Source organism: Verrucosispora sp. WMMA2121 (assembly GCF_027460185.1).
In the GTDB taxonomy this organism is placed as follows: domain Bacteria; phylum Actinomycetota; class Actinomycetes; order Mycobacteriales; family Micromonosporaceae; genus Micromonospora; species Micromonospora palythoicola.
The window spans coordinates 4,888,909-4,913,085 of sequence record NZ_JAPZBH010000006.1; the positions used below are offsets into that span (position 1 = coordinate 4,888,909).

Consider the following 24,177-nt stretch of genomic DNA (forward strand, 5'->3'; position numbering starts at 1 on the left):
GAGGCTTTCTCGCATTTGCCGCCGAACCGGCCCGGACCGCCGAAGCGGTTCGGGCCGGCAGCGGATCGGGTCAGCCGCGCTCGCGCTGCTCCGATGAGTCGTTGAGCAGGCTCGTCGGCGAGACCGGCTCCGGCGCGGGCAACCCCTGCGGGCTGTTGCCGCCGGTGGCCTGCGCCTCGGCCACGCGTACCTCGTCGTGGATCTCCTGGGCCGCCGCGGCGGCGGCCTGCGCGGCCTCCGCCGCCTCCCGCTCGACCGCGCTGGCGTCGTCGGAGGCCTCCTTGCTCGGCGCGTCACCGACCATCTGGCCCAGACCGCCGAGTGCGCCGCCCATCCCCTCCAGGGCCTTGGTCAGCTCGGTCGGCACGATCCACACCTTGTTGGCCGTGCCGTTGGCGATCTGCGGCAGTGCCTGGAGGTACTGGTACGCGAGCACCTTCTGGCTCGGGTTGGCCTGGTGGATGGCGTCGAACACGGTCCGGATCGCCTTGGCCTGCCCCTCGGCCTGCAGGATCCGGGCCTGCCGGTCACCGTCGGCGCGCAGCACCGCCGCCTGCTTCTCACCCTCGGCGGACAGGATCTGCGACTGCTTGTGCCCCTCGGCGTTCAGGATCGCCGCCCGACGGTCCCGCTCGGCGCGCATCTGCTTCTCCATCGAGTCGCGGATGCTCGGCGGCGGCTCGATCGCCTTGATCTCCACCCGGGTCACCTTGATGCCCCAGCGGCCGGTGGTCTCGTCCAGCACGCCGGAGAGGTGCCGGTTGATCTCCTCCCGGCTGGTCAGCGCCCGTTCCAGGTCCAGCGAGCCGATGACGTTCCGCAGCGTGGTGACGGTCAACTGCTCGATCGCCTGGAGGAAGTTGGAGATCTCGTAGGTGGCCCGGACGGAGTCCACCACCTTGAAGTAGAGGACGGTGTCGATCGACACGACCAGGTTGTCCGAGGTGATCACCGGCTGCGGCGGGAAGCTGACCACCTGCTCACGCATGTCGACCTTGGTACGCACCGCGTCGATGAACGGCACGAGGATGTTCAGGCCAGGGTTCAGCGTGCGCTTGTAGCGGCCGAGCCGCTCGACGACGTCCTGCCGCTGCTGCGGCACGATCCGCACCGACTTGGCCAGGGTGACCACCGCGATCAGCGCCACTGCTATCAATAGGGCGGGAACTACGAACTCCATCCGTTCACCTTTCCGCTTCGGGTAGCTCGCCGGGAGTGGTGACGTCCCGCCAGACCAGGGCTACCGCTCCCTTGACCTGGATAACCTGCACCCGCTCGCCGGGTGCGAAAACCTGGGTGGCGTCGTAGGCGCGAGCGCTCCACACCTCGCCGTCGATCTTCACCATGCCCCGGTCGGCGTCCACCTGCTCGAGCACCAGGGCGGTGGAGCCCTCGATCGCCTCGACCCCGAAGGTGGTGTCGCCGCTGTCGGAGCTGGTCTGTTTGTGTCGTTGGATGACCGGCCGCGCGGCGAAGACGGTGAGCGCGGAGACCACCGCGAAGACCACCGCCTGCACGGCCACCGGTGCGCCGAGCGCGGCGGCACCGGCGGCGGCGAACGCGCCGACCGCGAACATGATCAGGAACAGGGTCGCGGTGAAGATCTCAGCGACCGCCAGCACCACACCCAGCACGATCCACAGCACGGCATCCACGTAACGATCGTGACATGTCCGTGCACGTGTCATCGAACTGTCATGATCTCAGAGCGACCCCCACCGACCTTGAGGGAGACTTCGTGCCACTGCGTCCCGAAACCGCCCGGCAGGTCGACGCTCTGGTGGCCGACGCTCAGTGCGCCGGTCGCGCCCCATCGCTGATCATCGGCGTGGTCCGCGACGGTGCGCTGGCCCACCTGGCCGCCGCCGGCACGCAGCCGCCGCCCGACGCCGATCTCCAGTACCGCATCGGCTCGATCACCAAGACGATGACCGCCGTACTGGTCATGCAGGAACGCGACGCCGGCCGGCTGGCACTTGACGACCCGCTGCGTCGGCACCTGCCCGAGGCCGCCGCGGCCGGGCAGGTCACCCTGCGGCAGTTGCTCGGCCATGCCGGCGGCCTGCAACGCGAACCCGACGGCCCGTGGTGGGAACGCAACGAGGGCGTCGACCTGACCACCCTGCTGACCGGGTTCACCGACGCGAAGCTCGCGTACCCGCCGTACCGGTTCTGGCACTACTCAAACCTGGCGTTCGGGCTGCTCGGCGGGGTGCTGGAGCGGACCACCGGGACGCCCTGGTCGCAGCTGGTGCGCCAGCGGATCCTGGAGCCGCTCGGACTGCGCCGCACCACCTACGCGGCCGCCGAACCGTTCGCCCGCGGCTACGTGCTGCACCCCTGGCACGACACGCTGCGGGATGAGCCGCGAACCGACAGCCGGGCGATGGCGCCGGCCGGTCAGCTCTGGTCCACCGTCACCGATCTCGCCCGCTGGGCGGCTTTCCTGGCCGACCCGGATCCGGCCGTCCTCAGTCCCGCCACCGTCGAGGAGATGTGCGCTCCGGTGATCCTCAGTGACCTGGACGCCTGGCGCGGCGGGTACGGCCTCGGCATCCAGCTCACCCGCGACGGCGACCGGGTACACGTCGGGCACGGCGGTTCGATGCCCGGCTACGTCGCCACGCTGGCCGTGCACCGCCCCAGCCGAACCGGCGTCGTCGGCTTCGCCAACTCGTACGGGTTCCGTACCGGCGGGATCGGGCCGCTCGGTCACCGGGTCCTCACCCACGTACTCGACGTCGAGCCCGGGCCGGCCCGGCCGTGGACGCCGGCCGACGCCCCGCCGCCGGCCGACCTGGCTGCGCTGACCGGCCGCTGGTGGTGGATGGGTACGGCGCTCGACGTCAGCTGGGACCGGGCGACCGGCGAACTGGTCGGCACGGTGCGCGGCGACCGGGTCAGCCGCTACGCCCCGGAGGGCCCGGACCGGTGGCGGGGCGTCAGCGGCGTCGAGAACGGCGAGGTGCTCGCGGTGCTGCGGGACGAGGCGGGCCGCCCGGTCGCCCTGGACATCGCCACCTTCGTCTTCACCCGGGATCCGGACCGCGAACCCTGACGGCCAGCCCGGTCGCCGAACCGGGAGGGCCGGTCACCCGAGCGGCTCGCCCGGTCGACGGCCGGCGACCGGTCCCGCCGGCGCCGTCACGGCGGGGTGGAGCGGACCACCACCGCCTCGGGCGCCGGTGGCGTCGGTGCCGGGGACACGGGGGTCGACGGCGTCGGCGCCGGTGGCGCGGGCCGGTGCCGGGACAACCGGCGCACCGCGGTGTTGAGCACCGCGATCAGCGGTACCGCGACGAGCGCGCCGACGATGCCCTCCAGCACCACTCCGGCGGTCACCGCCAGCACCACGGGCAACGGGTGCAGCGCCACCGCCCGGCCCATGATCCACGGTTGCAGGACGTTGCCCTCCACCTGCTGCACCACGACGACCGCACCGAGAATGATCAACGCGGTGACCCAGCCACCGTCGACCAGAGCCACCAGCACCGCGACCGCGCCGGACAACGTCGCGCCGACGATCGGGATGAACGCGCCGAGGAACACCAGCGCCGTCAGTGGAAAGGCGAACGGCACGTCGAACAGCACCAGCGCGATGCCGATGCCCACCGCGTCGATGAACGCCACGAGCACCGTGGCGCGTACGTAGGCGACCAGGGTCAGCCAGGAGGCACGCCCGGCGTCGTCGACCCGCCAGCGGGCCGCGACCGGGAACATCCCGACCAGGAAGCGCCAGATCCGGTCGCCGTCCCGCAGGAAGAAGAAGGTGGCGAAGAGCACCAGCAGCGCGCCGGTGAACACCTCGACCACAGTGCCGGCGGTCGAGATCGCGTTGCTGGTCAACGCCTGCGAATTCTCGTTGATCCAGTTCTGTCCGGACTCGATGTACCTGTCGAGCTGGGTGTCGGAGAGGTTCAGCGGTCCGTCGCGCAGCCAGTCCTGGATCTGCCCGATGCCGGCGGCGGCGCTGGAACTCAGCTCGGGCAGCCCGGCGATGAACTCGTTGACCACGAGCGTCAACGTGCCGATCACCGCGGCCAGCCCGCCGATGAGCACCACGGCCGTGGCGAGCGTACGCGGGAACCGGGCGCGCAGCAGCCAGCCGACGGCCGGCGCCAGCAGGGCGGCGAGCAGCAACGCCACGAGCAACGGCACGATGACGACGCGGACGGCGCCGAGGATGCGCAGCAGTCCCCAGCCGACGATCCCGATGACGATGAGCCGCCACGACCAGGCGGCGGCGATCCGCAGCCCTCTCGGCACGTCCGCGTCGTCCCGGCTCGCCGTGGAGACGGCACCGTCGTCGGTCGGCGGCACCGGTTCGGCGAGGAACCGGTCCCGCTCGGCGCGTCGGGCGTTCTCCCGCTCCCGAGCCGTACGCACCGACTCGCGTCCCGTCGCGTACGCCTGACGCAACCGCTGCCGCAGCTGCTCTGTCCGGCTCACGTGGACACCCCCGGGGGTGGTAGGGATCAGGCCGTTCACGGTAACGGTCGACGACCGTGCCGGTGGGGCCGGTTGGTCAGTCCGGTTCGGTCACGAAGTCGATCAGTCGCTCCATCGCGTTGATCAGCGGGGTCTCCACGTCGGCGAAGTTGTTCACCCTGGAAAGGATGTGTCGCCACATGTCGGCCGGTTCGGCGACGCCGAGCGCGGCGCAGACACCTTCCTTCCACGGCCGTCCCGGCGGCACCACCGGCCACGCCGCGATGCCCAGTGCGGCGGGTTTCACCGCCTGCCACACGTCGACGTAGGGGTGACCGGTGACCAGGACGTGCGGCGAGTTGACCCGGGCCACGATGCGGCTCTCCTTGGAGCCGGGTACGAGGTGGTCCACCAGCACGCCGAGCCGGCGGCCCGGGCCGGGGCCGAAGTCGCGTACCTCGGCGTCGAGGGCGTCGATGCCGGACAGCGGTTGCACCACCACACCCTCGATGCGCAGATCGTCGCCCCAGATCCGCTCGACGAGGGCGGCGTCGTGCAGGCCCTCGACCCAGATCCGACTGGCCCGGGCGACCCGGGCGCGCACCCCGTCCACCGCCACCGAGCCCGAGGCGGTGCGCCGCCGGGCCGCCGGCACCGCCGGCCGGGTGGGACGGCGCAGGGTGACCGGGCTGCCGTCGAGCAGGAACGCCGCCGGCAGCAGCGGGAAGTTGCGCCGCCTACCGTGCCGGTCCTCCAACACGACCGCACCGGCCTCGAAGCCGACGACCGCGCCGCAGAAGCCGGATTCGGCGTCCTCGACCACGAGGTCCGGTTCGGCGTCGACCTCCGGGGTCACCCTCCGCCGCCGCCAGTCCCCCGCCAACACGTCCTCGCCGTAGCGCCGCCCCATCCCGCCACGCTAGTCCCGCCGCCACCACCCCCCAACCCCGACACACCCCACCCCCGGCCGACGTACGCGATCATGCAGGTGTGGCACGTGACAAAAGCCGTGAAGAACAATCAATCGCGCGCCACAACTGCATGATCGGCGCGACGGGGAGGCGGCGGCGCGGCAGTCGAGACACGGACGGGCGTCACCACGTACTCTTTCGGCATGTCCACCCCCGCTGCGGGTGCGGCCATCCTGGCGCCGCGCCGGTCGAGCCGGTTCGTCGCCTGGGTGCGCGCGTGGCGCGCCGGGCTGGTGCCCTTCGACGAGGTCGCCGACGCGGTCGCCGGCACCGAGGAGCACCTGGTCGCCGACGCGCCCGGCACCTGGACCGACGTACCGCTGCGGGAAGCGCTGCCCACCCTGGCCAAGCTCTCGCCGGACGAGATCCGGCTGGTGCTGCCGGCGCCGGGTGACCCGCGTGGCCTGCCCGGCCCGGGTGACTTCGCCGGTGCCGCGCTGCTCGCCGGCGAGGCCGTGATCGCCGGCGCGCTTGGGCTGATCCCCGAGGTACGCGTACACACCTCCGGTTCCGGCGACACCTTCGAGACGGTGCTCTGGCGGGTGCACCCGCTGCCGGCGGACGCGCCCGCCGCCAGCCTCACCCTGCCCGGTGCCGCCGAGGCGGAGGCGGAGCTGGCCGCCGCACTGGCCGACACCACCGCCGCGCTCACCCGCCTCGACGTGGCGCAGTGGCGGCCGGAGCTGGCCGGCGCCCTGGAGGCGTTGCGCCGCCCCGACGGCACCACCGACCTGCCACCCGGGTTCGACCCGCGCTCGCGTCGGCTGTTCGCCCGCGCCGCGGTGCTCGACCGGGTGCTCGCCCTGGCCGGGCACGCGGCCCCCGGCGGCGCGGTCAACAACTACGAGGCCCAGCAGCGCGACGCCGCCCTGCGCCCGCTCACCGCCGCCTGCCGCCAGGCCCTCGTCGCCGCCTGCAACGCCCCCCTCCGCCCCTAACCCCACCCCCACCCCGGCCCCGGCCCCGGCCCCGGCCCCGGCCCCGGCCCCGGCCCCGGCCCCGGCCCCGGCCCCGGCAATCTTGCACTTTGGTCGCCGTATTGTGGCTTTCGTCAGCTTCTGCCCCGACCAAAAGTGCAAGATCGCGGAGAGCGCGGCGGGCGGGAGCCGTGAGAAGCGGGGCCGGTCAGGGGGTGTGAGCGGCGAGGAAGATGCGGACGGCCTCGTCGGCCCAGCGGTGCAGCTCCGTCTCGGGGAACGACTCGCGGACGGCGAACATCGCCTCGTTCAGCGGGATCGACAGGATCAGATAGTTCAGGTACTGCGCGGCGAGCAGCGGGTCCGACACCCGTAGCAGGCCCCGCTCGGCGAGGCGGGTGATGGCCCTGGCGAGGGTGGCGTGGCCGCGTTCCGGCGCGGCGTGGTGCCACGCGCGGGCCAGCTCCGGAAAACGACCCGCCTCCCCGATCAGCATCCGACGCAGCTGGAGCAGGTGCGGGGCGGTGACCGTGGTGATGTGTTCGCGGGCGAAGGCCCGCAGGTCACCCGGGAGGTCGTCAGTGTCGGCCAGGGCCTCGACGTAGGCCGAGCCGGGCCGCTCGGCCTCGGCGATCGCGCCGGTGAACACCGCCTCGAAAAGGCCGTGCTTGTCGGTGAAGTGGGCGTACACGGTCACCTTGGAGACACCGGCGCGGGCGGCGATCCGGTCCATCCCGGCGGCCAGGTAGCCGTGTTCGAGGAACTCGGTCAGGGCCGCGTCGAGGATCCCGCGCCGGTTGACATCCTTTCGCATCCCTGAACTGTACTGTACGGTTCAGTTCATGTCAGTGGTCACCTCACGGGACGGCACCCGCATCGGGTACCAACGCGACGGCGTCGGACCGGCGCTGATCCTCATCGACGCCGCCGGGCACTTCCGCGCCAACAGCCCGCTCGGCGAACTCGCCGACCTGCTCACGCCCCGCTTCACCGTCTACCGCTACGACCGGCGCGGGCGCGGGGACAGCGACGACACCCCGCCCTACGCCCCGGAGCGCGAGGTCGAGGACCTCGCCGCGCTGATCGCCGAGGCCGGCGAGCCGGCCGCGTTGTACGGGTACTCCTCGGGGTGCCTGCTCGCGTTGCACGCGGCCGCCGCCGACCTCGACGTGCGGCGGCTGGTCCTGTTGGAGCCGCCGCTGGACAGCGACGGTGACGAAGCCGGCCAACAGGCGTTCACCGCACAGCTGGGCCGGCTGACCGGCGCCGAGGCGGTGACGTTCTTCCTGACCGAGATCGGCGTGCCCGAGCCCATGATCAGCGGGATGCGCGACACGCCACACTGGAACGCCATGGTCTCGGTGGCGCACACCCTGGCCTACGACAGCCTGCTCAGTGCGGCCACCGGACCGGCGGTGCTCGCCCGCGTACGCGCTCCGACGCTCGTCCTGCACAGCGCCGGCAGCAGCGACGACCTGACCGGAATGGCCGCCACCACCGCCGGCCTGCTGCCCGCCGCCGAGCGGCGCGGCCTGCCCGGCGAGTGGCACGGCGTGCCGGCGGCGACCCTCGCCCCCGTGCTCACCGAGTTCCTGCTCCGCGACACGGCACCGCACTGATCGGGCGCGACCCCGACCAGGTGCCGGGTCAGACCTCGTCGATCAGGTCGGCGACCGAGTCGACGATGCGGGAGGGGCGGTACGGGTAGCGTTCCGCCTCCGCCCGGGAACTGATCCCGGTCAACACCAGGATGGTCTCCAGCCCGGCTTCCAGACCGCAGAGGATGTCGGTGTCCATCCGGTCACCGATCATCGCGGTGCTCTCCGAGTGCGCGTTTATCGTGTTCAGGGCCGACCGCATCATCATCGGATTGGGCTTGCCGACGAAGTACGGCTCGACACCGGTGGCCTTGGAGATCATCGCGGCCACCGAGCCGGCGGCCGGCAGGGCACCCTCCACCGACGGCCCGGTGGCGTCGGGGTTGGTGCAGATGAACCGGGCCCCGTCGTTGATCAGCCGGACCGCCTTGGTGATCGCCTCGAAGCTGTAGGTGCGGGTCTCCCCCAGCACCACGTAGTCGGGGGCGAAGTCGCTGAGCACGTAACCCACCGCGTGCAGGGCGGTGGTCAGCCCGGCCTCACCGATGACGTACGCGGTGCCGCCCGGCCGTTGGTCGGCCAGGAACTGGGCGGTGGCCAGGGCGGACGACCAGATCGCCGACTCCGGCACGTCCAGGCCCATCCGGGCCAACCGGGCCTGGAGGTCGCGCGGGGTGTAGATGGAGTTGTTCGTCAGCACCAGGAAGGGCTTGCCCGAGGTACGCAGCCGCTTGACGAACTCCGGCGCGCCCGGCACCGGCTGGCCCTCGTGCACCAGCACCCCGTCCATGTCGGTGAGCCAACTCTCGACGGGCTTACGGTCCTGCATGATCATCCCCAGGGGTGTCGTCGGGTGCGCCGCGGCGGTCAGGACGGACGGCGGGCCGGGACGCAGCAGACCGTGGGACAGGTGTCCCACATCGGCAGCTGGCCCAGTCGACGGCGCGACTGCGCCCCGTCCGGGTCGATGCGTTCCCGAACCAGCTCGCGCACCATGGTCACGTAGCGCGGGTCGGTGCCGGGGGTACCAGCGCGGACGAAGTCCACACCGAGCCGCTTGGCCGTGTCCAACGCCTCGGTGTCCAGGTCCCACACCACCTCGAGGTGGTCGGAGACGAAGCCGATCGGGCTGACCACCACGCCGGTCACGCCCTGCTCGGCGAGCGATTCCAGGTGGTCGTTGATGTCCGGCTCCAGCCACGGCACGTGGGGCGGACCGGACCGGCTCTGCCAGACCAGGTCGTACGGCAGGTCTGGGGCCGCCGCCGCATGCACCAGCCGGGCCGTCTCGGCGAGCTGGGCGGTGTACCGGCCGCCGTGCGGACCGGCGCTGTCGGCCGCCGAGACCGGCACCGAGTGCGCGGTGAACACGAGCCGGGTGCTGTCCCGCCGCGCCGGATCGAGCTGGGCCAACGCGGCGCGCACCGCGTCGGCGTGCGGCTCGACGAAGCCGGGGTGGTCCCAGAACTGGCGCAGCTTCTCGATCACCGGTGCGTCCGGCCCGACCGCCGCCCGCGCGGCGGTGATGTCCTCCTGGTACTGCCGGCACGAGGAGTACCCGCCGAATGCGCTGGTGACGAACGCCAACGCCCGGCGTACGCCGTCGTCGCGCATCTGGGCCACCGTGTCGGCGAGCATCGGGTCCCAGTTCCGGTTGCCCCAGTAGACCGGCAGGTCGAGCCCGTTGGCGGCGAAGTCGGCGCGGACCGCCGCCAACAGCTCCCGGCACTGCTGGTTGATCGGGGAGACTCCACCGAAGTGCTGGTAGTGCTCGGCGACCTCGGCCAGCCGCTCCGGCGGTACGCCCCGCCCCCGGGTCACGTTCCGCAGGAACGGCAGCACGTCGTCGGGCCCCTCCGGGCCACCGAAGGACACCAGCACCACCGCGTCGTACGCCATGGTCCCATTCTTGCCGGTGGCCTGCGGCGTCCCGGCAACGCCCCCGGGTCCCGGTCGTAAACAGACCGCGGGACGGTCGGCGTCAGGCGCCGACCGCGTGGTAGCCGCCGTCGACGTGCACGATCTCGCCGGTGGTCGCCGGGAACCAGTCCGACAGCAGGGCGAGACAGGCCCGGGCGGCCGGCTCCTGGTCGGTGAGATCCCAGCCCAGCGGGGCACGCCCGGCCCAGGCGTCCTCGAACTGCTCGAAGCCGGGGATGGACTTCGCGGCCATGGTGCGCAGCGGACCGGCGGCCACCAGGTTGCTGCGGATGCCCTGCTTGCCCAGGTGCAGCGCGAGGTAGCGGGAAGCCGACTCCAGCCCGGCCTTGGCCACGCCCATCCAGTCGTACACCGGCCACGCCTGGCTGGCGTCGAAGGTCAGGCCGACCACCGAGCCGCCCGGCGACATCAGCGGCAGCGCCGCGACCGCCAGGGACTTGTAGGAGTACGTCGAGACGTGCAGCGCCGTCGACACGTCCGCCCAGGAGGCGTCGAGGAACCCGCCACCGAGGCAGCTCTGCGGGGCGAACCCGATCGAGTGAACCAGCCCGTCGAGCCCGTCGACGTGCTCGCGGACCTTGTCGGCCAGCCCGGCGAGGTGCTCGGGGTCGGTCACATCCAGCTCGATCACGGGCGCCGGCTCGGGCAGCCGCTTGGCGATCCGCTCCACCAGCGACAGTCGGCCGTAGCCGGTGAGCACGACCTGGGCGCCGTTCTCCTGGGCGAGCTTGGCCACCGAGAAGGCGATCGAGGCGTCGGTGATGACGCCGGTGACGAGCAGCCGCTTACCGGCCAGCAGTCCGGACATTACGCTCTTTCCTCCGTACTCGGGATTCAGTGGCCCATGCCCAGGCCACCGTCGACCGGGACGACCGCGCCGGAGACGTACCCGGCGCTGTCCCCCGCCAGCCAGGTGACCACCGCCGCCACCTCGTCCGGAGTGGCCATCCGGCCCGCCGGGATCGACTTGAGGATCTCGGCCTTGCGCTGGTCGGTCAGCCCGGCGGTCATGTCGGTCTCGATGAAGCCCGGCGCGACCACGTTCGCGGTGATGTTGCGGCCGCCCAGCTCTCGGGTGATCGAGCGGGCCACCCCGACCAGGCCGGCCTTGCTGGCCGCGTAGTTGACCTGGCCGGCACCGCCGGAGAGGCCGACCACCGAGGACACGAAGATCATGCGCCCCCACCGGGCCCGCAGCATCTTCCCCGAGGCCCGCTTGGCGCAGCGGTACGCGCCGGTCAGGTTGGTGTCCAGCACCCGGGTGAACTGCTCCTCCGACATGCGCAGCAGCAGCGTGTCGTCGGTGATGCCGGCGTTGGCGACCAGCACCTCCACCGGCCCCAGCTCGGCCTCGACCGCCGCGAAGGCCGCGTCGACGGACTCACCGTCGGTGATGTCGCACCGCACGCCGAACAGCCCCTCCGGCGCCCCGCTGCCCCGGTGGGTGATCGCCACCCGGTCGCCCTGCTTGGCGAAAGCCTGGGCGATGGCCAGACCGATCCCCCGGTTGCCCCCGGTAACCAGCACAGTTCGCGACACGGTGCGTCCCCTCCCAAAGATCGCTGCGGCTTGGAGACTAGGCGTTACCGCACGGTAATCACTAACCCGCCGCACGTCGTACCCGGGTACCACCTGGCGGATCACCCCGTGGTCGCACGACGCGGCGCGCCAATCGAACTACCCTGCCGGGATATGGACCGCAGTACCGTCGGTGCCGCCGTGGCGGGGCTGCGCCGTACCGTGGCGGGGCCGGACTATCCGGCGAGGCGCCGACCGCTGGAGCGGTTGCGACACCGGCCACGCACCGTCGCCGTGCTGCGCACGCTCGGGCTGCTGGCGCTGCTCGGGCTGGTCCTGATCACCGCGCAGTTCCTGCTGGACACCCGGCGCCTGCCGGTCGCCACCGCGTGGGTCATCGCGCTGCTCACCGTCGCACCGCTGCCCCTGCTGCCCACCCGACCACTGCTGGCCTGGCGGATCATGTTCGTCGGGCAGTTGTTCGGCACCTTCAACCGACGCACGACGGACGACGCCGTGGTGCTCGGCCCCGCCACGTACGAGTTCTGGCCGTGGAGCCCGACGCAGCTCCTGGTCATCATCGTCGTGCTGGTCACCGTGGCCGCCCGGGTCGACCGGGCCGTGCTCGCCTGGACGGGACTGTTCAGCCTGATCCCGGTCTGGATGTTCGTGCCGCCGGGCAACCAGGTGGCCGTCACCCTGCTGTTCGTGGTGCTGCTCATCGTCGGCGACCTGCTGCGGCACAACCTGCTCACCCGGCGGGCCCTGGCCGAGCAGGCCGAGCTGAGCGAGTTGGAGAAGGCCCGGCGGGCGGTGCTGGAGGAACGCACCCGCATCGCCCGGGAGATGCACGACGTGGTCGCGCACCACATGTCGCTGATCGCCGTCCAGGCCGAGACCGCGCCGTACCGACTCGCCGTGCCCGAGCCCACCCGCGCCGAGTTCACCGCCATCGCCGAGGCCGCCCGCGCGGCGCTCACCGACATGCGGCGGCTGCTGCGCGTGCTGCGCAGCGAGACGGAGGACCCCCGGACCGCCCCGCAGCCGACGCTTGCCGAACTACCGGCGCTGGTGGCCGCCGCGCGGCGGGCCGGCATGACCGTGGAACTGGACACCGACGTCACGGTCGAGCCACCGGCCCCGGTCGGGCTGGCCGCGTACCGGATCGTGCAGGAGGGACTGGCCAACGCGGCCCGCCACGCGGCCGGCGCCGAGGTGCGTGTCACGGTCCGCGAACGCCCCGGCGCCCTGGCGGTACGCGTCCAGAACGCCGCCGGGGGAACCCCGGCCGGCCCCGACGCACGCGGCGGCGGGCAGGGACTGACCGGCATGCGGGAGCGGGTCCTCGCCCTCGGCGGCAGCTTCACCGCCTGTCCCACCGCCGACGACGGCTACGCGATCGACGCGCTACTGCCGGCCGACCCGCCACCATCCGACGAGCCGGAGGACGGAACATCATGATCCGGGTGCTGATCGCCGACGACCAGGCGATGGTCCGGCAGGGCTTCGGCGCCCTGCTGGCCGCCCAGCCGGACCTGCTGGTGGTCGGCGACGCCGCCGACGGCGCCCAGGCGGTCGCCCAGGCCCGCCGACTCGACCCGGACGTGGTGCTGATGGACGTGCGGATGCCGGTGCTCGACGGGCTCGCCGCGACCCGCAAACTGCTCGGCGACAGGCCGACCGACCGGCCCCGCGTGCTCATCCTCACCACCTTCGACCTGGACGACTACGTCTACGAGGCGCTGCGCGCCGGTGCCAGTGGCTTCCTGCTCAAGGACGCCCCCGCCGCCGACCTGATCCACGCGGTACGCGTCGTCGCCGGCGGTGACGCGCTGCTCGCCCCGACCGTCACCCGCCGCCTGATCGCCGAATTCGCGGCCCGGCCACACCGGCAGCGGCCCCGACCCACCGCCCTCGCCGCCCTCACCCCGCGCGAGACCGAGGTGCTGCGGCTGATCGCCCAGGGACGCTCCAACGGCGAGATCGCCGCGGAGCTGGTCGTCGCGGAGCAGACCGTCAAGACCCACGTCGGCCGGATCCTGGCCAAACTCCAGTTGCGCGACCGCGCCCAGGCCGTCGTGCTCGCCTACGAGACCGGTCTGGTCGCCGCCGGGGAGTAGCTCCACCGTGGTAGCCGCGAACGGCTCTCCGGGGTGACGACCGGCACCACACCGCCGACACATCCTGCACTCCACGACCGGGTGGAGGGAGCACGTGATGGTGGGCAGCAGGATGTTCCGGCTCGGCCTCGCGGCGATGCTGGCGGCCGGACTGGTACGGCCGGCCACGGTGCCGCCCGACCCCGCGCCGGCCGGCTTCGTCGAGGCGTACCCGGCGACCGCCGCCGCGCTGGGCGCCGCTGGCCCGCCGTACACCCACTGGGCCGCGCAGGGTCGGCAGTTCCTGGCCTTCGACCCGCGCGGTGACGGTCGGGCCGTCGAGGTCCTCGGTGACCTGGCCACCGCCGATCGGATCGCGGTGCTGGTGCCCGGCGTCGGAACCCGGCTGGCCGACTTCGATCGAGGGCTGGGCGGCGTTCCACGGCGCGCCCCGGCCCGGCAGGCCCGAGACCTGCGTGCCGCGTTGCAGACCGCCGATCCGCACGCCCGGGTGGCCGTGCTGGCCTGGCTCGGCTACGACGCGCCCGACGGTCTCGTCACGGCAGCCACCCCGGCCGCCGCCCGTCGCGGTGCCGACCAGCTAAGCCACCACCTGCGGACACTGGCCGGGCGGCTACCGGCCAGCCGGATCACCCTGGTGGGTCACAGCTACGGCGCGCTGGTCGTCGGGCTGGCCGCCATGGACGCCCCGCCGCAGGTCACCGACGTGGTCACCCTCGGCGGTGTGGGCGTCGGCGCGGAACACGCCGACCGTTTCGGGCCGATCCGCGTCTGGGCGGCCGAGGCACCGGACGACTGGATCCGGCGCCTGCCGCGGCTTCGCCTGCCCGAGTTGGGACACGGGATCCGGCCGGCCGACGCCGCCTTCGGTGCACGGCCGCTGCCGGCCGCCTCGACCGGCCACGACGGATACCTGCTGCCCGGCGGGCCGACCCTCGCGGCGGTCGCCGAGGTGGTGCTGGGTGGTGCGATCGGCACGGGCCAGGTCCGTCCGGACGTCACGGTCACCCCGGGAGCGGCCCGATGAGCGGCCCGCACACCGCCCACCGGCCGGTTCGGGATCCCCTCGTCGACGGGCTGCGCGCCTTCGCCGTCGCCGCGGTGGTGCTCGGGCACTGGCTGGTCACCGGCCTGGTGCTCGACGAGGCGGGCGCGTTGAACCTGGCCAGCCCGCTGACCGCGATGCCGGCCCTGGCCCCGGCCAGCTGGGTCTTGCAGACTCTCGGGCTGTTCTTCTTCGCCGCCGGTCACGCCTCCGCCCGTTCGGCGGGCCGGCATCCGGGACCCGGTTGGCTGGGACACCGGCTGCGGCGGCTGCTCCTGCCGGCGGTCGCCCTGCTCGGCACCGGGTCGGCCGTACTGCTGGCCGCCGCCGTCGCCGGCGTCGCCGACGACACCCTGTCGGTGGCGCTGACCCTGGCGATCAGTCCCCTGTGGTTCCTGGCACCCCTGCTGACCCTGGTGGTGCTCACCAGCCCGCTGCGCGCCGCCGTACGCCGCTGGGGCACGCCGCGCTGCGCGGTCACCGCGGCGGCCGTGGTGGCCGGCGCCGACCTGGCCGTACGGCTGCTGCCCGCCGGCGTCTGGCTGCCACCGGTGACGGTGCTGGTCGCCTGGGCCGTGCCGTACCTGCTGGGACTGGCCCACGCCGACGGCCGGCTGAGCCGACGGCGCGACGCCCGCTGGCTGGCCGCCACGGGGGCGGTCGGACTGGCCGCCGTACTCGCCCTCGGCTACCCGGTCAGCGCGGTCGGGATCCCCGGCGACGGCCGGTCCAATCTCGATCCGCCATCGCTGCTCGTGGTGGCGCTCGCGGTCACCCAGACAGGTCTCGCCCTGCTGTCCCGGCCGACACTGGTCCGACTGCTGTCCCGGCCGTTGCCTCGCCGGCTGACCAACGGGATCAACCGGCATGCGGTACGCGTCTACCTCTGGCACCAACCGGTGCTGGTCGCGGTGGTGGTGCTCGCCGCGCATGGCGGTACCGCGCTGCCGGGACTGCACACCGCGCCGGACGATCCGACCTGGCTGCTGGCCCGGATCGGTTGGCTGCCGGTGCTCACCGCCGTGCTGGTGCTGCTTGTCCGACGCCGGGAGCCCCGCCGGACGACGGCACCCGTCAACGCCGGCCGGGCCACCGGCGACCGCTGAACGGGCGCGCTCCGTCGGCCGGTCGACCGAGTGGGACGGGCGCGCACGCCGGGTGTACGATGATCGACGTTTGCGGGTCGCTCGGCGGCCCGCGTCGCCCCGGAACCGACCCCAGGAGGTGATCGCTGTGCGAGATAGCGATCCTCCCAGTCGTGGCCGGGCCGACCGCCAGCCACGCTGAGCCCCGCTCCGCCTGAGCTGGCCCGCTCCCCCGCGCACCCGTCCCACCGCCCGGCGATTCTGTCGGGGCGGCCGATCGGACGGGCGCCGCCGGAAAGCAGCCCGGTCACGACTTCGCGTGTGCGCGTCCCGATCCACCCCTCCCGCGGTCCGCCCTGCCCGGGCCGCCGAGCCGCCACGTCGGAGCTGTCATGAGCCGCTACGTCGCCCCGCTGGGCTTCACCCTCGCCGCCGTCTGGGTAGCCGTCCTCTTCTTCCTGGCCAGCGCCACCCACTAACCCACCCGCCCACCTCCGGTGGTGGTCAGATCATGCGGGAGGACCAGAGGAGGCTGAAGGCGCCGGCGCAGAGGGCCAGCAGCAGGGCGATGCCGGCGTACCACTGGGTGATCTCGCGGGGTTCGGTGCGGAAGCCGATCGAACTGCCCATGTCCTGGTAGACCTGCTTGAGTTCGTTGACCGTCGCGGCCTCGTAGAAGAAGCCCTCAGTGGTCTCCGCCAACTCGGCCAGGGCGAGCCGGTCCACCGGCACCCGCTGCAACTGACCACCGATGTCCACGTGTCCGGAGTCGGTGCCGAAGGCGATCGTGGAGACCGGCACGTTCGCCGCCTGCGCCGCGGCGGCCGCCTCCTCCACCGACCGTCCGGCCGTCCGGAAGCCGTCGGAGAGCAGCACGATCCGGGCCGGCGGGATGCCGGCCGCCCCGTCGGCCGGCACCGACCGGATCGCCTCCAGACAGGTGAAGACCGCCTCGCCGGTGGCCGTCGCCTCGGCCAGCACCAGGCCCTCGATGGCACTGGTCACCACCGGGCGGTCCTTGGTCGGCGGCACCAGCACGTTCGCCGACTTGGCGAACGAGACCAACCCCAGGTTGTACGTCTCCGGCAGCTCCGCCACGAACTGCATGGCCGCCTCCTGGGCCGCCTCCAGCCGGTTCGGCGGCACGTCGTCGGCCTGCATGGACAGTGACACGTCGATGGCCAGCATGATGGTGGCGCGTTCCAGCGGCTCCCGCGTGTCGACCGCGGGCCGGGCCAGCGCACCGGCCAGCACCAGCAGGGCCAGCAGGAACGCGGTGGCCGGCACGTGCCGGCGCCAGCCGAGACCCTTCGGCGCCACGGTACGCAGCAGGTCCACGTTGGTGAACCGCAGCGCGTAGTCGCGCCGGCGCAGCTGCCGCCAGACGTACAGCGCGGCGAGGGCGAGCACCGGCAGCACGGCCAGCAGCCACCACGGTTGCAGCAGTCGAATCATCGTGTCGTCCCCCGGGTGCGGGCGTGCCGCTGGGCGGCCACGAAGCGCACCATGTCCAGCAGCCAGTCTCGGTCGGTACGCAGTCGCAGGTGGGCGGCGCCGGCGGCGCGCAGGGCGGCGGAGATCTCCGCCCGCTGGGCAGCGGCGGCTGCCGCGTAACGATGCCGCAGGCTCGGGTCGGCGGTCTGCACCTCGTGCAGTTCGCCGGTCTCCGGGTCGACCACCGGGAGCACCCCGACGTCGGGCAGTTCCAGCTCCCGCGGATCGACCACCTCGATGGCGAGCAGATCCTGTCGTACCCGCAGCTTGCGCAGCGGGCGCGCCCACTGGGCCGGCGGGGCGAGGAAGTCGGAGATGACCACGGCGACACCGCGCCGCCGGGGTGGCCGGTTGAGCATGTCGATGAGCGCGCCGAGGTCACCGCGGCCGGGCCGGATCTCGGTGCCGGCGATGGCCCGCAGCATGCCCTGGGCCTCCTTGCGGCCGGACCGGGCCGGCAGCCGGACCAGTCGCCCCGGGCCGGCCGGGGGCGCCTGCCGCCGACCACGGCGGGGCACCGGCACGTCGCCGCCGCTGCCGACGACCGCACCGATCCGGTTGCCGCCCCGCACGGTCAGGTGCGTGATCGCCGCGGCCGCCGCGATCACGACGTCCCGCTTGAGCCACCGGCCGGTGCCGAAGTCCAGGCTCGCCGACAGGTCCACCGCCAGCCACGTCTCCAGCTCACGGTCGGCCACGGTACGCCGCACGTGCGGGGTGGTGGTCCGGGCGGTCACCGGCCAGTCCATCCGGCGCACGTCGTCGCCGGGACGGTACTCGCGCGACTCACCCGCCTCGCTGCCCGGCCCGGGCAGCAGGCCCGCGTAGTCACCCTGGAGAAGTCCGTCGAGTTTGCGGGTCACCAGCAGTTGCAGCCGGGACAGCACGGCACCGGAACGGTCGCTGGCCGCCATCCGGTCCGGCTCACCGGGTCGAGGGGTGGTGGAGGTCACGGCCGCTGCCCGGGCCACCCTGAGGTAGGTGCCACCGCCACCGCCCCGGCGGGCGGGGTGGCCTGCTGCCGGGGTGCCACCGACGGCAGCGGGATGGTCGACATCACCCGGTGCACCACGTGGTCGGCCGGTACGTCGTCGGCGAGCGCGTCGTAGCTGAGCACCAGCCGGTGCCGCAGGATGTCCGGTGCGATGTCCTGCACGTCCTGCGGCAGGGCGTAGTCCCGGCCGCGGAGCAGGGCCAGCGCCCGGGTCGCCCGGACCAGCCCGAGCGAGGCCCGCGGGCTGGCACCGTACTGGATCAGTTGCGCGACGTCGGGCATGCCGTGTTCCGCCGGCGTACGGGTGGCCAGCACCAGCCGGACCGCGTAGTCGACCAGGGCGTTGTGCACGAACACCTGGTCGGCCTTGTGCTGGAGGGCGACCAGATCGTCGGTGTCGAACACCGCGGTGGGCTCGGGCGGCGCGACGCCCATCCGGTAGACGATCTCCCGCTCCTCGGCGTCAGTCGGGTACCCCACGATGATCTTCATCAGGAAGCGGTCCCGCTGCGCCTCCGGCAGCGGGTACACCCCTTCCTGTTCGATCGGGTTCTGCGTCGCCATCACCAGGAACGGGTTCGGCACCCGGTGACTCTCGCCACCGATCGACACCTGCCGCTCGCTCATCACCTCCAGCAGCGCGGACTGCACCTTCGCCGGCGCCCGGTTGATCTCGTCGGCGAGCAGGAAGTTGACGAAGACCGGGCCCAGCTCGACGTCGAACTTCTCGCTGGACTGCCGGTAGATCCTGGTACCCATGATGTCGGCCGGCACCAGATCCGGGGTGAACTGCACCCGGGCGAACGATCCGCCGACCACCTTGGCGAGGGTCTCCACCGCGAGGGTCTTGGCCACCCCCGGTACGCCTTCCAGCAGGCAGTGGCCCCGGGCGAGCAGCGCGACGAACATCCGCTCGACCATCCGGTCCTGCCCGACGATCACGCGCTTGATCTCGAACAGCGCCCGCTCCAGCAGGGTGGCGTCCTGCGCCGGGGTGGTCGGCGGCGCGGGCGCCTGCGGTTGGGCCCCGTTCGGCGGCGGGGCGTCGGGCGTGGTCGGCTGGGCCACTGGTCCTCCACAGCGTGAGCGGTCGTCGCGGCGTGTGCGGTACCAAGCCTCGCATGCCCGACTGAGTGCCGACTGGGGGAGCGACCGATTTCCGCCACGCCGTTCCGGGACGGAAAAATCGCCGATCACCAGTGGACAAAAGCCGTCCCGGCGTGTGTACCATTCATCCGTCGCCGGGCGGCTTCCCCCGTGGCCGCCCGGCGCTCACTCTTCCCCGCCGTCCTAGACTGAGCGGGATGACCCACCCCGACAGCCCCGCCGAGGCGCTGCCCTGTTCGGCCCGTGGGTGTCGCACCCCGGCCCGATGGGCACTGCGCTGGAACAATCCCCGCCTGCACCGGCCCGAGCGGCGCAAGACCTGGCTCGCCTGTGACACGCACCGGCCCTCGCTCGGCGACTTCCTCGGCGCACGAGGCTTTCTGCGTGAGGTCGCCCCGATGGGGGAATCGCCTACGCTCGAAGGGTGAACGCGTACAACGGAAGGCTGGCCCCGTGAGCGATGACGCGCCTGAGGTTTCGCCGTCGGCCGCGCCGACCAGCCCCCTGGAACCGTGGCCGGACACCGTGCGGTGGCAGTCGATATCGACCGACCTGATCTGGGTCGAGCTGCTGCGCCTGGCAGCCGGTGTGGCCGTCGTGGCGGCGGTGCTCGGGGTCGGCTGGGCGCTCACCGGTTCCTGGCCGTTCGGGTTGGCGCTCGGTGCGGTCGTGCTGTTCGCTCTCTGGCGGGTGGTGACCATCGTGCGGGCGGTACGCGCCTGGGGCTACGCCGAACGTGAGGACGACCTGCTGGTCCGGCACGGTCTGCTGGTCCGCCGGCTGTCCATCGTCCCGTACTCGCGGATGCAGTTCGTCGACGTCAGCGCCGGCCCGCTGGAGCGGGCGTTCGACCTGGCGACCGTCCAGTTGCACACCGCGGCCGCGGCCAGCGACGCCCGGGTGCCGGGGCTGCGTCCGGCGGAGGCGTCCCGGCTGCGGGACCGCCTGACCGCGCTCGGCGAGGACCGGGCGGAAGGACTGTGAGCGGCTCGGCCGCTCCGGGTCCGGACCGGACCCCGACCGGCGCGGACGAGCGGGATCACGCCGGAGAGGCGATGGGCGGCGAACCCGCCGACGCCGTGCCGGCAGTTCCCGCCGAAACACCACCGCCCGACCAAGTCGTGCCGGCGGTGCCGGCTGAGGCACCGGCGCCGGGCGAGGGCCGGCCGCCGGGCTCGTACCAGGTGGCGGGGCCGTCATCACCGGTCGGCGCGTCGCAGCCGCCCGGCGGGTGGGTCGGTCCACGCCCGCCGGATCCGTCGGCGCGGCAGCGGCTGCATCCGCTGAGTCCCGTGCTGCACGGTGCCAAGTCACTGGCCGTGGTCATCGCCGGACTGTCCTGGTCGACCCTGTCGCGGGTGGGGATCGGCTGGTTCGCCACGATGGTGATCGTGCTCGCACTCGGCGCGAGCGTGCTGGCCGTGGTCAGCTGGTACAACACCGGCTACCAGGTGGTCGGCCGGGAGTTGCGCATCCACGAGGGGTTGCTCTGGCGCCGCAGCCGGGCCATTCCGTTGGAACGGCTCCAGGCCGTCGAGGTGGTCCGACCGTTGCTCGCCCAGCTCACCGGGCTGGCCGAGCTGCGGCTGGAGGTGGTCGGCGGCGGCAAGACCGAGGCGCCGCTGGCGTACCTCAGCCTCGCCGAGGCCGGGGCGCTGCGGCAGCGGCTGCTGACCCTGGCCGGCAACTCCTCCGGCACGGTGCCGGCGGCCCAGGCGCAGCCGGTGCCGGCCGGTGCCGAGCCGCCCGCGCAACCCGGGCGACCGTTGCACGCGGTGAGCAACCGGGACCTGCTGATCAGCCAGCTGCTGACCCCGCAGGCGTTCCTGCTGCCCTTCGGTGTGGCCTTCGTGGCGACGCAGTTCCTGTCCGAGGGGTCCTGGTCGTTCATCGCGGTGGCGAGCACGCTCACCGCGATGGCCGGTGTCCTGCTGCAACCGGTCCGCCGGGTGCTCGACGACTGGCGGTTCCAGTTGGCCCGCGACGGCGACCGGCTGCGCATCCGCAACGGCCTGCTGGAGACCAGGTCGCAGACCGTACCGTTGCACCGGGTGCAGACCGTGCGGGTGACCTGGCCACTGCTCTGGCGGATGAAGGGCTGGCTGCGGCTGCGGCTGGAGGTGGCCGGCTACGCGGCCGGCGAGGCCGACGAGCGCAACCGGCCGGACCGGCTGCTGCCCGTCGGTGACCAGCCGACGGGCGAGATGATCGTGGGCGAGGTGCTGCCCGGGGTGGCGCTGGCGGCGCTGCCGTTGCGGCCCCCACCGGCCCGGGCCCGCTGGGTGCACCCGTTGAGTCGCCAGGTGCTCGGTGCCGGTCTGACCGAGCAGGTCTTCGCGGTCCGCTCGGGCCTGCTCACCCGTCAACTGACGGTCGTGCCGTACGCCCGGTTGCAGAGCGTACGGGTGGTGCAGGGGCCGGTGCAGCGGCTGCTCGGGTTGGCCACCGTGCACGCCGACACCGCCGGTGGAGCCGGCGCGGCGGCGGTCGACCGGGACCTCGCCGACGCCTGGGCTTTGGCGGCGGAGCTCACCGCCCGGGGTCAGGTCGCCCGCCGCGCTGGCTGACCTGACCCGCCGACGGGGTCAGCGGCGGCTGGGCAGGGCGGACGGCGCCACGGGTACGGGTTCGGCGGTGGAGGTGTCGGGCGGGGTGCGGCGGGCCTTCCGGCGGGCCCACCAGCGTTCGGCCCAGCCGACCGCCAGGAAGGTCATGGCGACGTACGCCCAGCCGACCAGCACGTCGATCACGTAGTGCTCGCCGCTGTAGACCAGGGTGAAGGTCATCGCCAGCGGGTAGGCCAGCAACAGCGGCCACCAGCGACGCCGGACGTCACGCAGGAAGAACAGCACCACGAACAGGGCGAAGGCGGTGTGCAGCGACGGCATCGCGGCCACCGGGTTGGAGGCCAACTGTCCGGCGTTGAGCAGGTTGCCCGCCCCGTGCATGCCGAACGCCTTCCAGCCTCGGGTGGAGATCCGCGCGACCTCCTCGATCAGCCCGTTCTGGGCTGCCCACCACGGCGGGGCGGCCGGGTAGAGGAAGTAGGTGATCAGGCCGGTGGCGCAGAGGAAGAACCAGCGGCGCATGAACGCCGCCCACCGGCTGCGCTTGACCATCCACAGCACCGCGGCGGCGGCCAGCGCCGCCACGAAGTGCGAGAAGTACACCCAGCTGACCAGGACGTCCCACCAGCGCACCTCCGGCTGGTACAGGTGCTGCTGCAACCAGACGGTCGGCACCTGGCCGTCCATCGCCCAGCCGAACATCAGGCGGTCGGCCAGGATCAGTTCGTAGGCGTGCGGCACGGTGCCGTCGTGGTAGGCGAACCCACGGGAGAGGTTGTAGGCCACCAGCAGCAGGACCACCGGCACCCAGTCCCGGGCGAACTGCAGGTGGCTGCGCCACGGTCGGGTGGAGTACCAGGCGATGGTGCCGGCCCAGATCCAGAAGAACGCGTACACCGGGTCGGTGGGCAGGCCGATGACGAGCCAGCCCGCCACGAAGGCGACGGCCCAGACCGACATCGCGATCACACGGCGGCGTCCGCCGTCGCGGGCGGCGGGCGGCTCGGTCGAGGCTGGGGGCTGGGGATGGGTCTCGGCAGACATCGCGGACAAGGTTAGCGGCGACCTGCGCCGGACCGGACGCAGGAGCACCTGCGTGGCGCATCTGCCCGGCCGCGTGGCCCGGGCCCCGCCGACCACCTACGCTGTGTCCATGCGGGAGCTGACGGAGCAAACCCTGGCCCCGGGTCTGACCGGCCGGGTCGAGTTGACCGTCACCGAGGGCGACACCGCTCAGGCGGTCGGTTCCGGTGACGTCCCGGTGCTCGGCACGCCACGGGTGCTCGCCCTGGCCGAGGCGGCGACCGTGGCCGCGACCGCCCGTCACCTGCCGAGTGGCTCGACCACCGTGGGGACCCGGGTGGAGCTGGAGCACCTGGCCGCCACGCCGGTGGGCCGCACGGTCGTGGCGCAGGCCCGGCTGACCGAGGTCGACCGACGCCGGCTGGTGTTCGAGATCACCGTCACCGAGGGCGGGCGGACCGTCGCCGAGGGGCGGGTGGAGCGGGCCCTGGTCGACCGGCACCGGTTCCTGGAACGAGCCGGCGGGGCCGCATGACGACGACCGGCCGCTTCGTCGAGGTCGCCGACCGGGTGCTGGTGCTACGCGAGCCGGTGCTCGCGGTGAACGTCACGCTGGTGCTGGGCGACGGCGCGGCGCTGCTGGTCGACACCCTCTCCACCGCTGGGCAGGCGGCCGAACTGGCCGCCGCCGTACGGGCGGTCACCACCGACCCGCTGACGCTTGTCAACACCCACCATCACTTCGACCACTGCTTCGGCAACGCCACGATCGCCGGTGACCCGCCGCGCCCGGTGTGGGCGCACGAACTGGCCGCCGTGGCGATCCGCGACGAGGGGGACCGGCTGCGCCGGGAGGCGTACGCGGAGTTGCGCGCCGGGCATCCGGACCTCGCGGCCGAACTTGCCGACACCGCGCTGCTGGCCCCCACCCACACCGTGCGCACCGAGGCGGTCCTCGACGTCGGCGGCCGAGAGGTGGTGCTGCGCCACCCCGGACGTGGTCACACCGACGCCGACCTCGTCGTGCGGGTGCCCGACGCCGACCTGCTGATCGCGGGTGATCTTGTCGAGCAGGCCGGTCCACCGGCGTTCGAGGACTCGTACCCGTTGCAGTGGCCCGACGCGCTGGCCGAGCTGGCCCGGTCGATCTCACCGGCGACGGTGGTCGTGCCCGGGCACGGCGATCCGGTCGACGCGGAGTTCGTCCGGGCCCAGCACGCCCAGCTGGTGGAGCTGGCCTGGCTGATCCGGGCCGGGCACACCGGCGGCGCACCACCGGAGCGGGTCGCCGCCGACGCTCCGTTCCCGGCCCGCCACGCCCTGGCCGCCGCCCGGCGCGGGTACGCCGAACTCGACGGCACCGCCTGAC

At 73.1% G+C, this 24,177-nt stretch carries 25 protein-coding genes; 12 read left to right on the forward strand and 13 right to left on the reverse strand.

Translation table 11 applies throughout. The features are described 5' to 3' along the window. Positions 1–70: 70 nt before the first annotated feature. Positions 71–1,180, reverse strand: coding sequence for an SPFH domain-containing protein (locus tag O7605_RS30770; protein ID WP_269742464.1), 1,110 nt, complete (start codon positions 1,178–1,180; stop codon positions 71–73). 4 nt (positions 1,181–1,184) lie between these two features. Continuing rightward, positions 1,185–1,655 (reverse strand): NfeD family protein, encoded by a 471-nt coding sequence (locus O7605_RS30775; RefSeq protein WP_269742465.1) that lies wholly within the window; start codon positions 1,653–1,655, stop codon positions 1,185–1,187. Between the two features lie 83 nt (positions 1,656–1,738). On the opposite strand from O7605_RS30775, the gene O7605_RS30780 reads away from it, so the two are divergent. Further along, positions 1,739–3,058 carry a serine hydrolase domain-containing protein gene (locus O7605_RS30780; RefSeq protein ID WP_269742466.1) on the forward strand — a complete coding sequence of 440 codons (1,320 nt, stop codon included), beginning with the start codon at positions 1,739–1,741 and terminating at the stop codon, positions 3,056–3,058. Between the two features lie 86 nt (positions 3,059–3,144). Here the strand turns inward: O7605_RS30780 and O7605_RS30785 are convergent, their stop codons facing one another. After that, positions 3,145–4,449 carry an AI-2E family transporter gene (locus tag O7605_RS30785; RefSeq protein WP_269742467.1) on the reverse strand — a complete coding sequence of 435 codons (1,305 nt, stop codon included), beginning with the start codon at positions 4,447–4,449 and terminating at the stop codon, positions 3,145–3,147. A 76-nt stretch (positions 4,450–4,525) separates the two neighbouring features. Further along, complete coding sequence (locus O7605_RS30790) at positions 4,526–5,338, reverse strand: DUF3097 domain-containing protein (RefSeq protein ID WP_269742468.1); 813 nt, start codon at positions 5,336–5,338, stop codon at positions 4,526–4,528. A 204-nt stretch (positions 5,339–5,542) separates the two neighbouring features. Here O7605_RS30790 and O7605_RS30795 point away from each other — a divergent pair, with 204 nt between their 5' ends. Continuing rightward, the gene (locus O7605_RS30795; protein ID WP_269742469.1) at positions 5,543–6,337 is read left to right on the forward strand and encodes a hypothetical protein; all 795 of its coding nucleotides are present in this window, start codon (positions 5,543–5,545) and stop codon (positions 6,335–6,337) included. A 187-nt stretch (positions 6,338–6,524) separates the two neighbouring features. On the opposite strand, the gene O7605_RS30800 is transcribed toward O7605_RS30795, so the two are convergent. Further along, complete coding sequence (locus tag O7605_RS30800) at positions 6,525–7,130, reverse strand: TetR/AcrR family transcriptional regulator (RefSeq protein ID WP_269742470.1); 606 nt, start codon at positions 7,128–7,130, stop codon at positions 6,525–6,527. A gap of 28 nt (positions 7,131–7,158) precedes the next feature. Between O7605_RS30800 and O7605_RS30805 the strand changes: the two genes are divergently transcribed. After that, positions 7,159–7,935: an alpha/beta fold hydrolase gene (locus O7605_RS30805; RefSeq protein WP_269742471.1), complete on the forward strand. Its 777-nt coding sequence runs from the start codon at positions 7,159–7,161 to the stop codon at positions 7,933–7,935. Positions 7,936–7,963: 28 nt separating this feature from the next. On the opposite strand, the gene O7605_RS30810 is transcribed toward O7605_RS30805, so the two are convergent. The 4 genes from O7605_RS30810 to fabG all read right to left on the reverse strand — a co-directional run bounded on the left by O7605_RS30810 (position 7,964) and on the right by fabG (position 11,394). Next, positions 7,964–8,833 (reverse strand): HAD-IIA family hydrolase, encoded by an 870-nt coding sequence (locus O7605_RS30810; protein WP_269742472.1) that lies wholly within the window; start codon positions 8,831–8,833, stop codon positions 7,964–7,966. Beyond that, positions 8,782–9,813, reverse strand: a complete 1,032-nt coding sequence (locus tag O7605_RS30815; protein ID WP_269742473.1) for a ferrochelatase — start codon at positions 9,811–9,813, stop codon at positions 8,782–8,784. Before O7605_RS30815 ends, O7605_RS30810 begins: the two co-directional genes overlap by 52 nt. Positions 9,814–9,895: 82 nt before the next feature. Then, entirely contained in the window at positions 9,896–10,663 is a 768-nt protein-coding gene (gene fabI, locus O7605_RS30820) for an enoyl-ACP reductase FabI (protein WP_210827661.1), read from the reverse strand. 26 nt (positions 10,664–10,689) lie between these two features. Continuing rightward, a complete protein-coding gene (gene fabG, locus O7605_RS30825; protein ID WP_164448237.1) occupies positions 10,690–11,394 on the reverse strand; it encodes a 3-oxoacyl-ACP reductase FabG in 705 nt (234 codons plus the stop codon). Positions 11,395–11,547: 153 nt separating this feature from the next. On the opposite strand from fabG, the gene O7605_RS30830 reads away from it, so the two are divergent. From O7605_RS30830 to O7605_RS30845, 4 genes are all read left to right on the forward strand, one after another. Continuing rightward, positions 11,548–12,834 (forward strand): sensor histidine kinase, encoded by a 1,287-nt coding sequence (locus O7605_RS30830; protein WP_269742474.1) that lies wholly within the window; start codon positions 11,548–11,550, stop codon positions 12,832–12,834. Next, positions 12,831–13,493, forward strand: a complete 663-nt coding sequence (locus O7605_RS30835; RefSeq protein ID WP_269742475.1) for a response regulator — start codon at positions 12,831–12,833, stop codon at positions 13,491–13,493. Before O7605_RS30830 ends, O7605_RS30835 begins: the two co-directional genes overlap by 4 nt. A gap of 97 nt (positions 13,494–13,590) precedes the next feature. After that, positions 13,591–14,520 carry an alpha/beta hydrolase gene (locus tag O7605_RS30840; protein WP_269742476.1) on the forward strand — a complete coding sequence of 310 codons (930 nt, stop codon included), beginning with the start codon at positions 13,591–13,593 and terminating at the stop codon, positions 14,518–14,520. Beyond that, positions 14,517–15,644 carry an acyltransferase family protein gene (locus O7605_RS30845; RefSeq protein ID WP_269742477.1) on the forward strand — a complete coding sequence of 376 codons (1,128 nt, stop codon included), beginning with the start codon at positions 14,517–14,519 and terminating at the stop codon, positions 15,642–15,644. Before O7605_RS30840 ends, O7605_RS30845 begins: the two co-directional genes overlap by 4 nt. Positions 15,645–16,127: 483 nt before the next feature. Here O7605_RS30845 and O7605_RS30850 read toward each other — a convergent pair whose 3' ends face one another. Genes O7605_RS30850 through O7605_RS30860 form a run of 3 tightly spaced genes read right to left on the reverse strand, consistent with a single transcriptional unit; the run spans position 16,128 to position 19,179 of the window. After that, on the reverse strand, positions 16,128–17,078 hold the full coding sequence (locus O7605_RS30850) for a VWA domain-containing protein (RefSeq protein WP_269742478.1): 951 nt from the start codon (positions 17,076–17,078) through the stop codon (positions 16,128–16,130). Beyond that, positions 17,075–18,088, reverse strand: a complete 1,014-nt coding sequence (locus O7605_RS30855) for a DUF58 domain-containing protein (RefSeq protein WP_269742479.1) — start codon at positions 18,086–18,088, stop codon at positions 17,075–17,077. Before O7605_RS30855 ends, O7605_RS30850 begins: the two co-directional genes overlap by 4 nt. Then, positions 18,067–19,179: an AAA family ATPase gene (locus O7605_RS30860; protein ID WP_269742480.1), complete on the reverse strand. Its 1,113-nt coding sequence runs from the start codon at positions 19,177–19,179 to the stop codon at positions 18,067–18,069. The genes O7605_RS30855 and O7605_RS30860 overlap by 22 nt, the downstream gene beginning before the upstream one ends. 236 nt (positions 19,180–19,415) lie before the next feature. On the opposite strand from O7605_RS30860, the gene O7605_RS30865 reads away from it, so the two are divergent. The 3 genes from O7605_RS30865 (at position 19,416) to O7605_RS30875 (ending at position 21,785) form a co-directional block, all read left to right on the forward strand. Continuing rightward, complete coding sequence (locus O7605_RS30865; protein WP_269742481.1) at positions 19,416–19,646, forward strand: hypothetical protein; 231 nt, start codon at positions 19,416–19,418, stop codon at positions 19,644–19,646. Between the two features lie 25 nt (positions 19,647–19,671). Beyond that, positions 19,672–20,202, forward strand: coding sequence for a PH domain-containing protein (locus tag O7605_RS30870; protein WP_269742482.1), 531 nt, complete (start codon positions 19,672–19,674; stop codon positions 20,200–20,202). 71 nt (positions 20,203–20,273) lie between these two features. Beyond that, positions 20,274–21,785 (forward strand): PH domain-containing protein, encoded by a 1,512-nt coding sequence (locus tag O7605_RS30875; RefSeq protein WP_269742483.1) that lies wholly within the window; start codon positions 20,274–20,276, stop codon positions 21,783–21,785. Between the two features lie 18 nt (positions 21,786–21,803). On the opposite strand, the gene O7605_RS30880 is transcribed toward O7605_RS30875, so the two are convergent. Beyond that, positions 21,804–22,829, reverse strand: a complete 1,026-nt coding sequence (locus O7605_RS30880) for a phosphatase PAP2 family protein (protein ID WP_269742484.1) — start codon at positions 22,827–22,829, stop codon at positions 21,804–21,806. A 109-nt stretch (positions 22,830–22,938) separates the two neighbouring features. Here O7605_RS30880 and O7605_RS30885 point away from each other — a divergent pair, with 109 nt between their 5' ends. Then, on the forward strand, positions 22,939–23,343 hold the full coding sequence (locus O7605_RS30885) for a thioesterase family protein (protein ID WP_269742485.1): 405 nt from the start codon (positions 22,939–22,941) through the stop codon (positions 23,341–23,343). Then, positions 23,340–24,176, forward strand: a complete 837-nt coding sequence (locus tag O7605_RS30890; protein ID WP_269742486.1) for an MBL fold metallo-hydrolase — start codon at positions 23,340–23,342, stop codon at positions 24,174–24,176. The genes O7605_RS30885 and O7605_RS30890 overlap by 4 nt, the downstream gene beginning before the upstream one ends. Position 24,177: the final 1 nt, after the last annotated feature.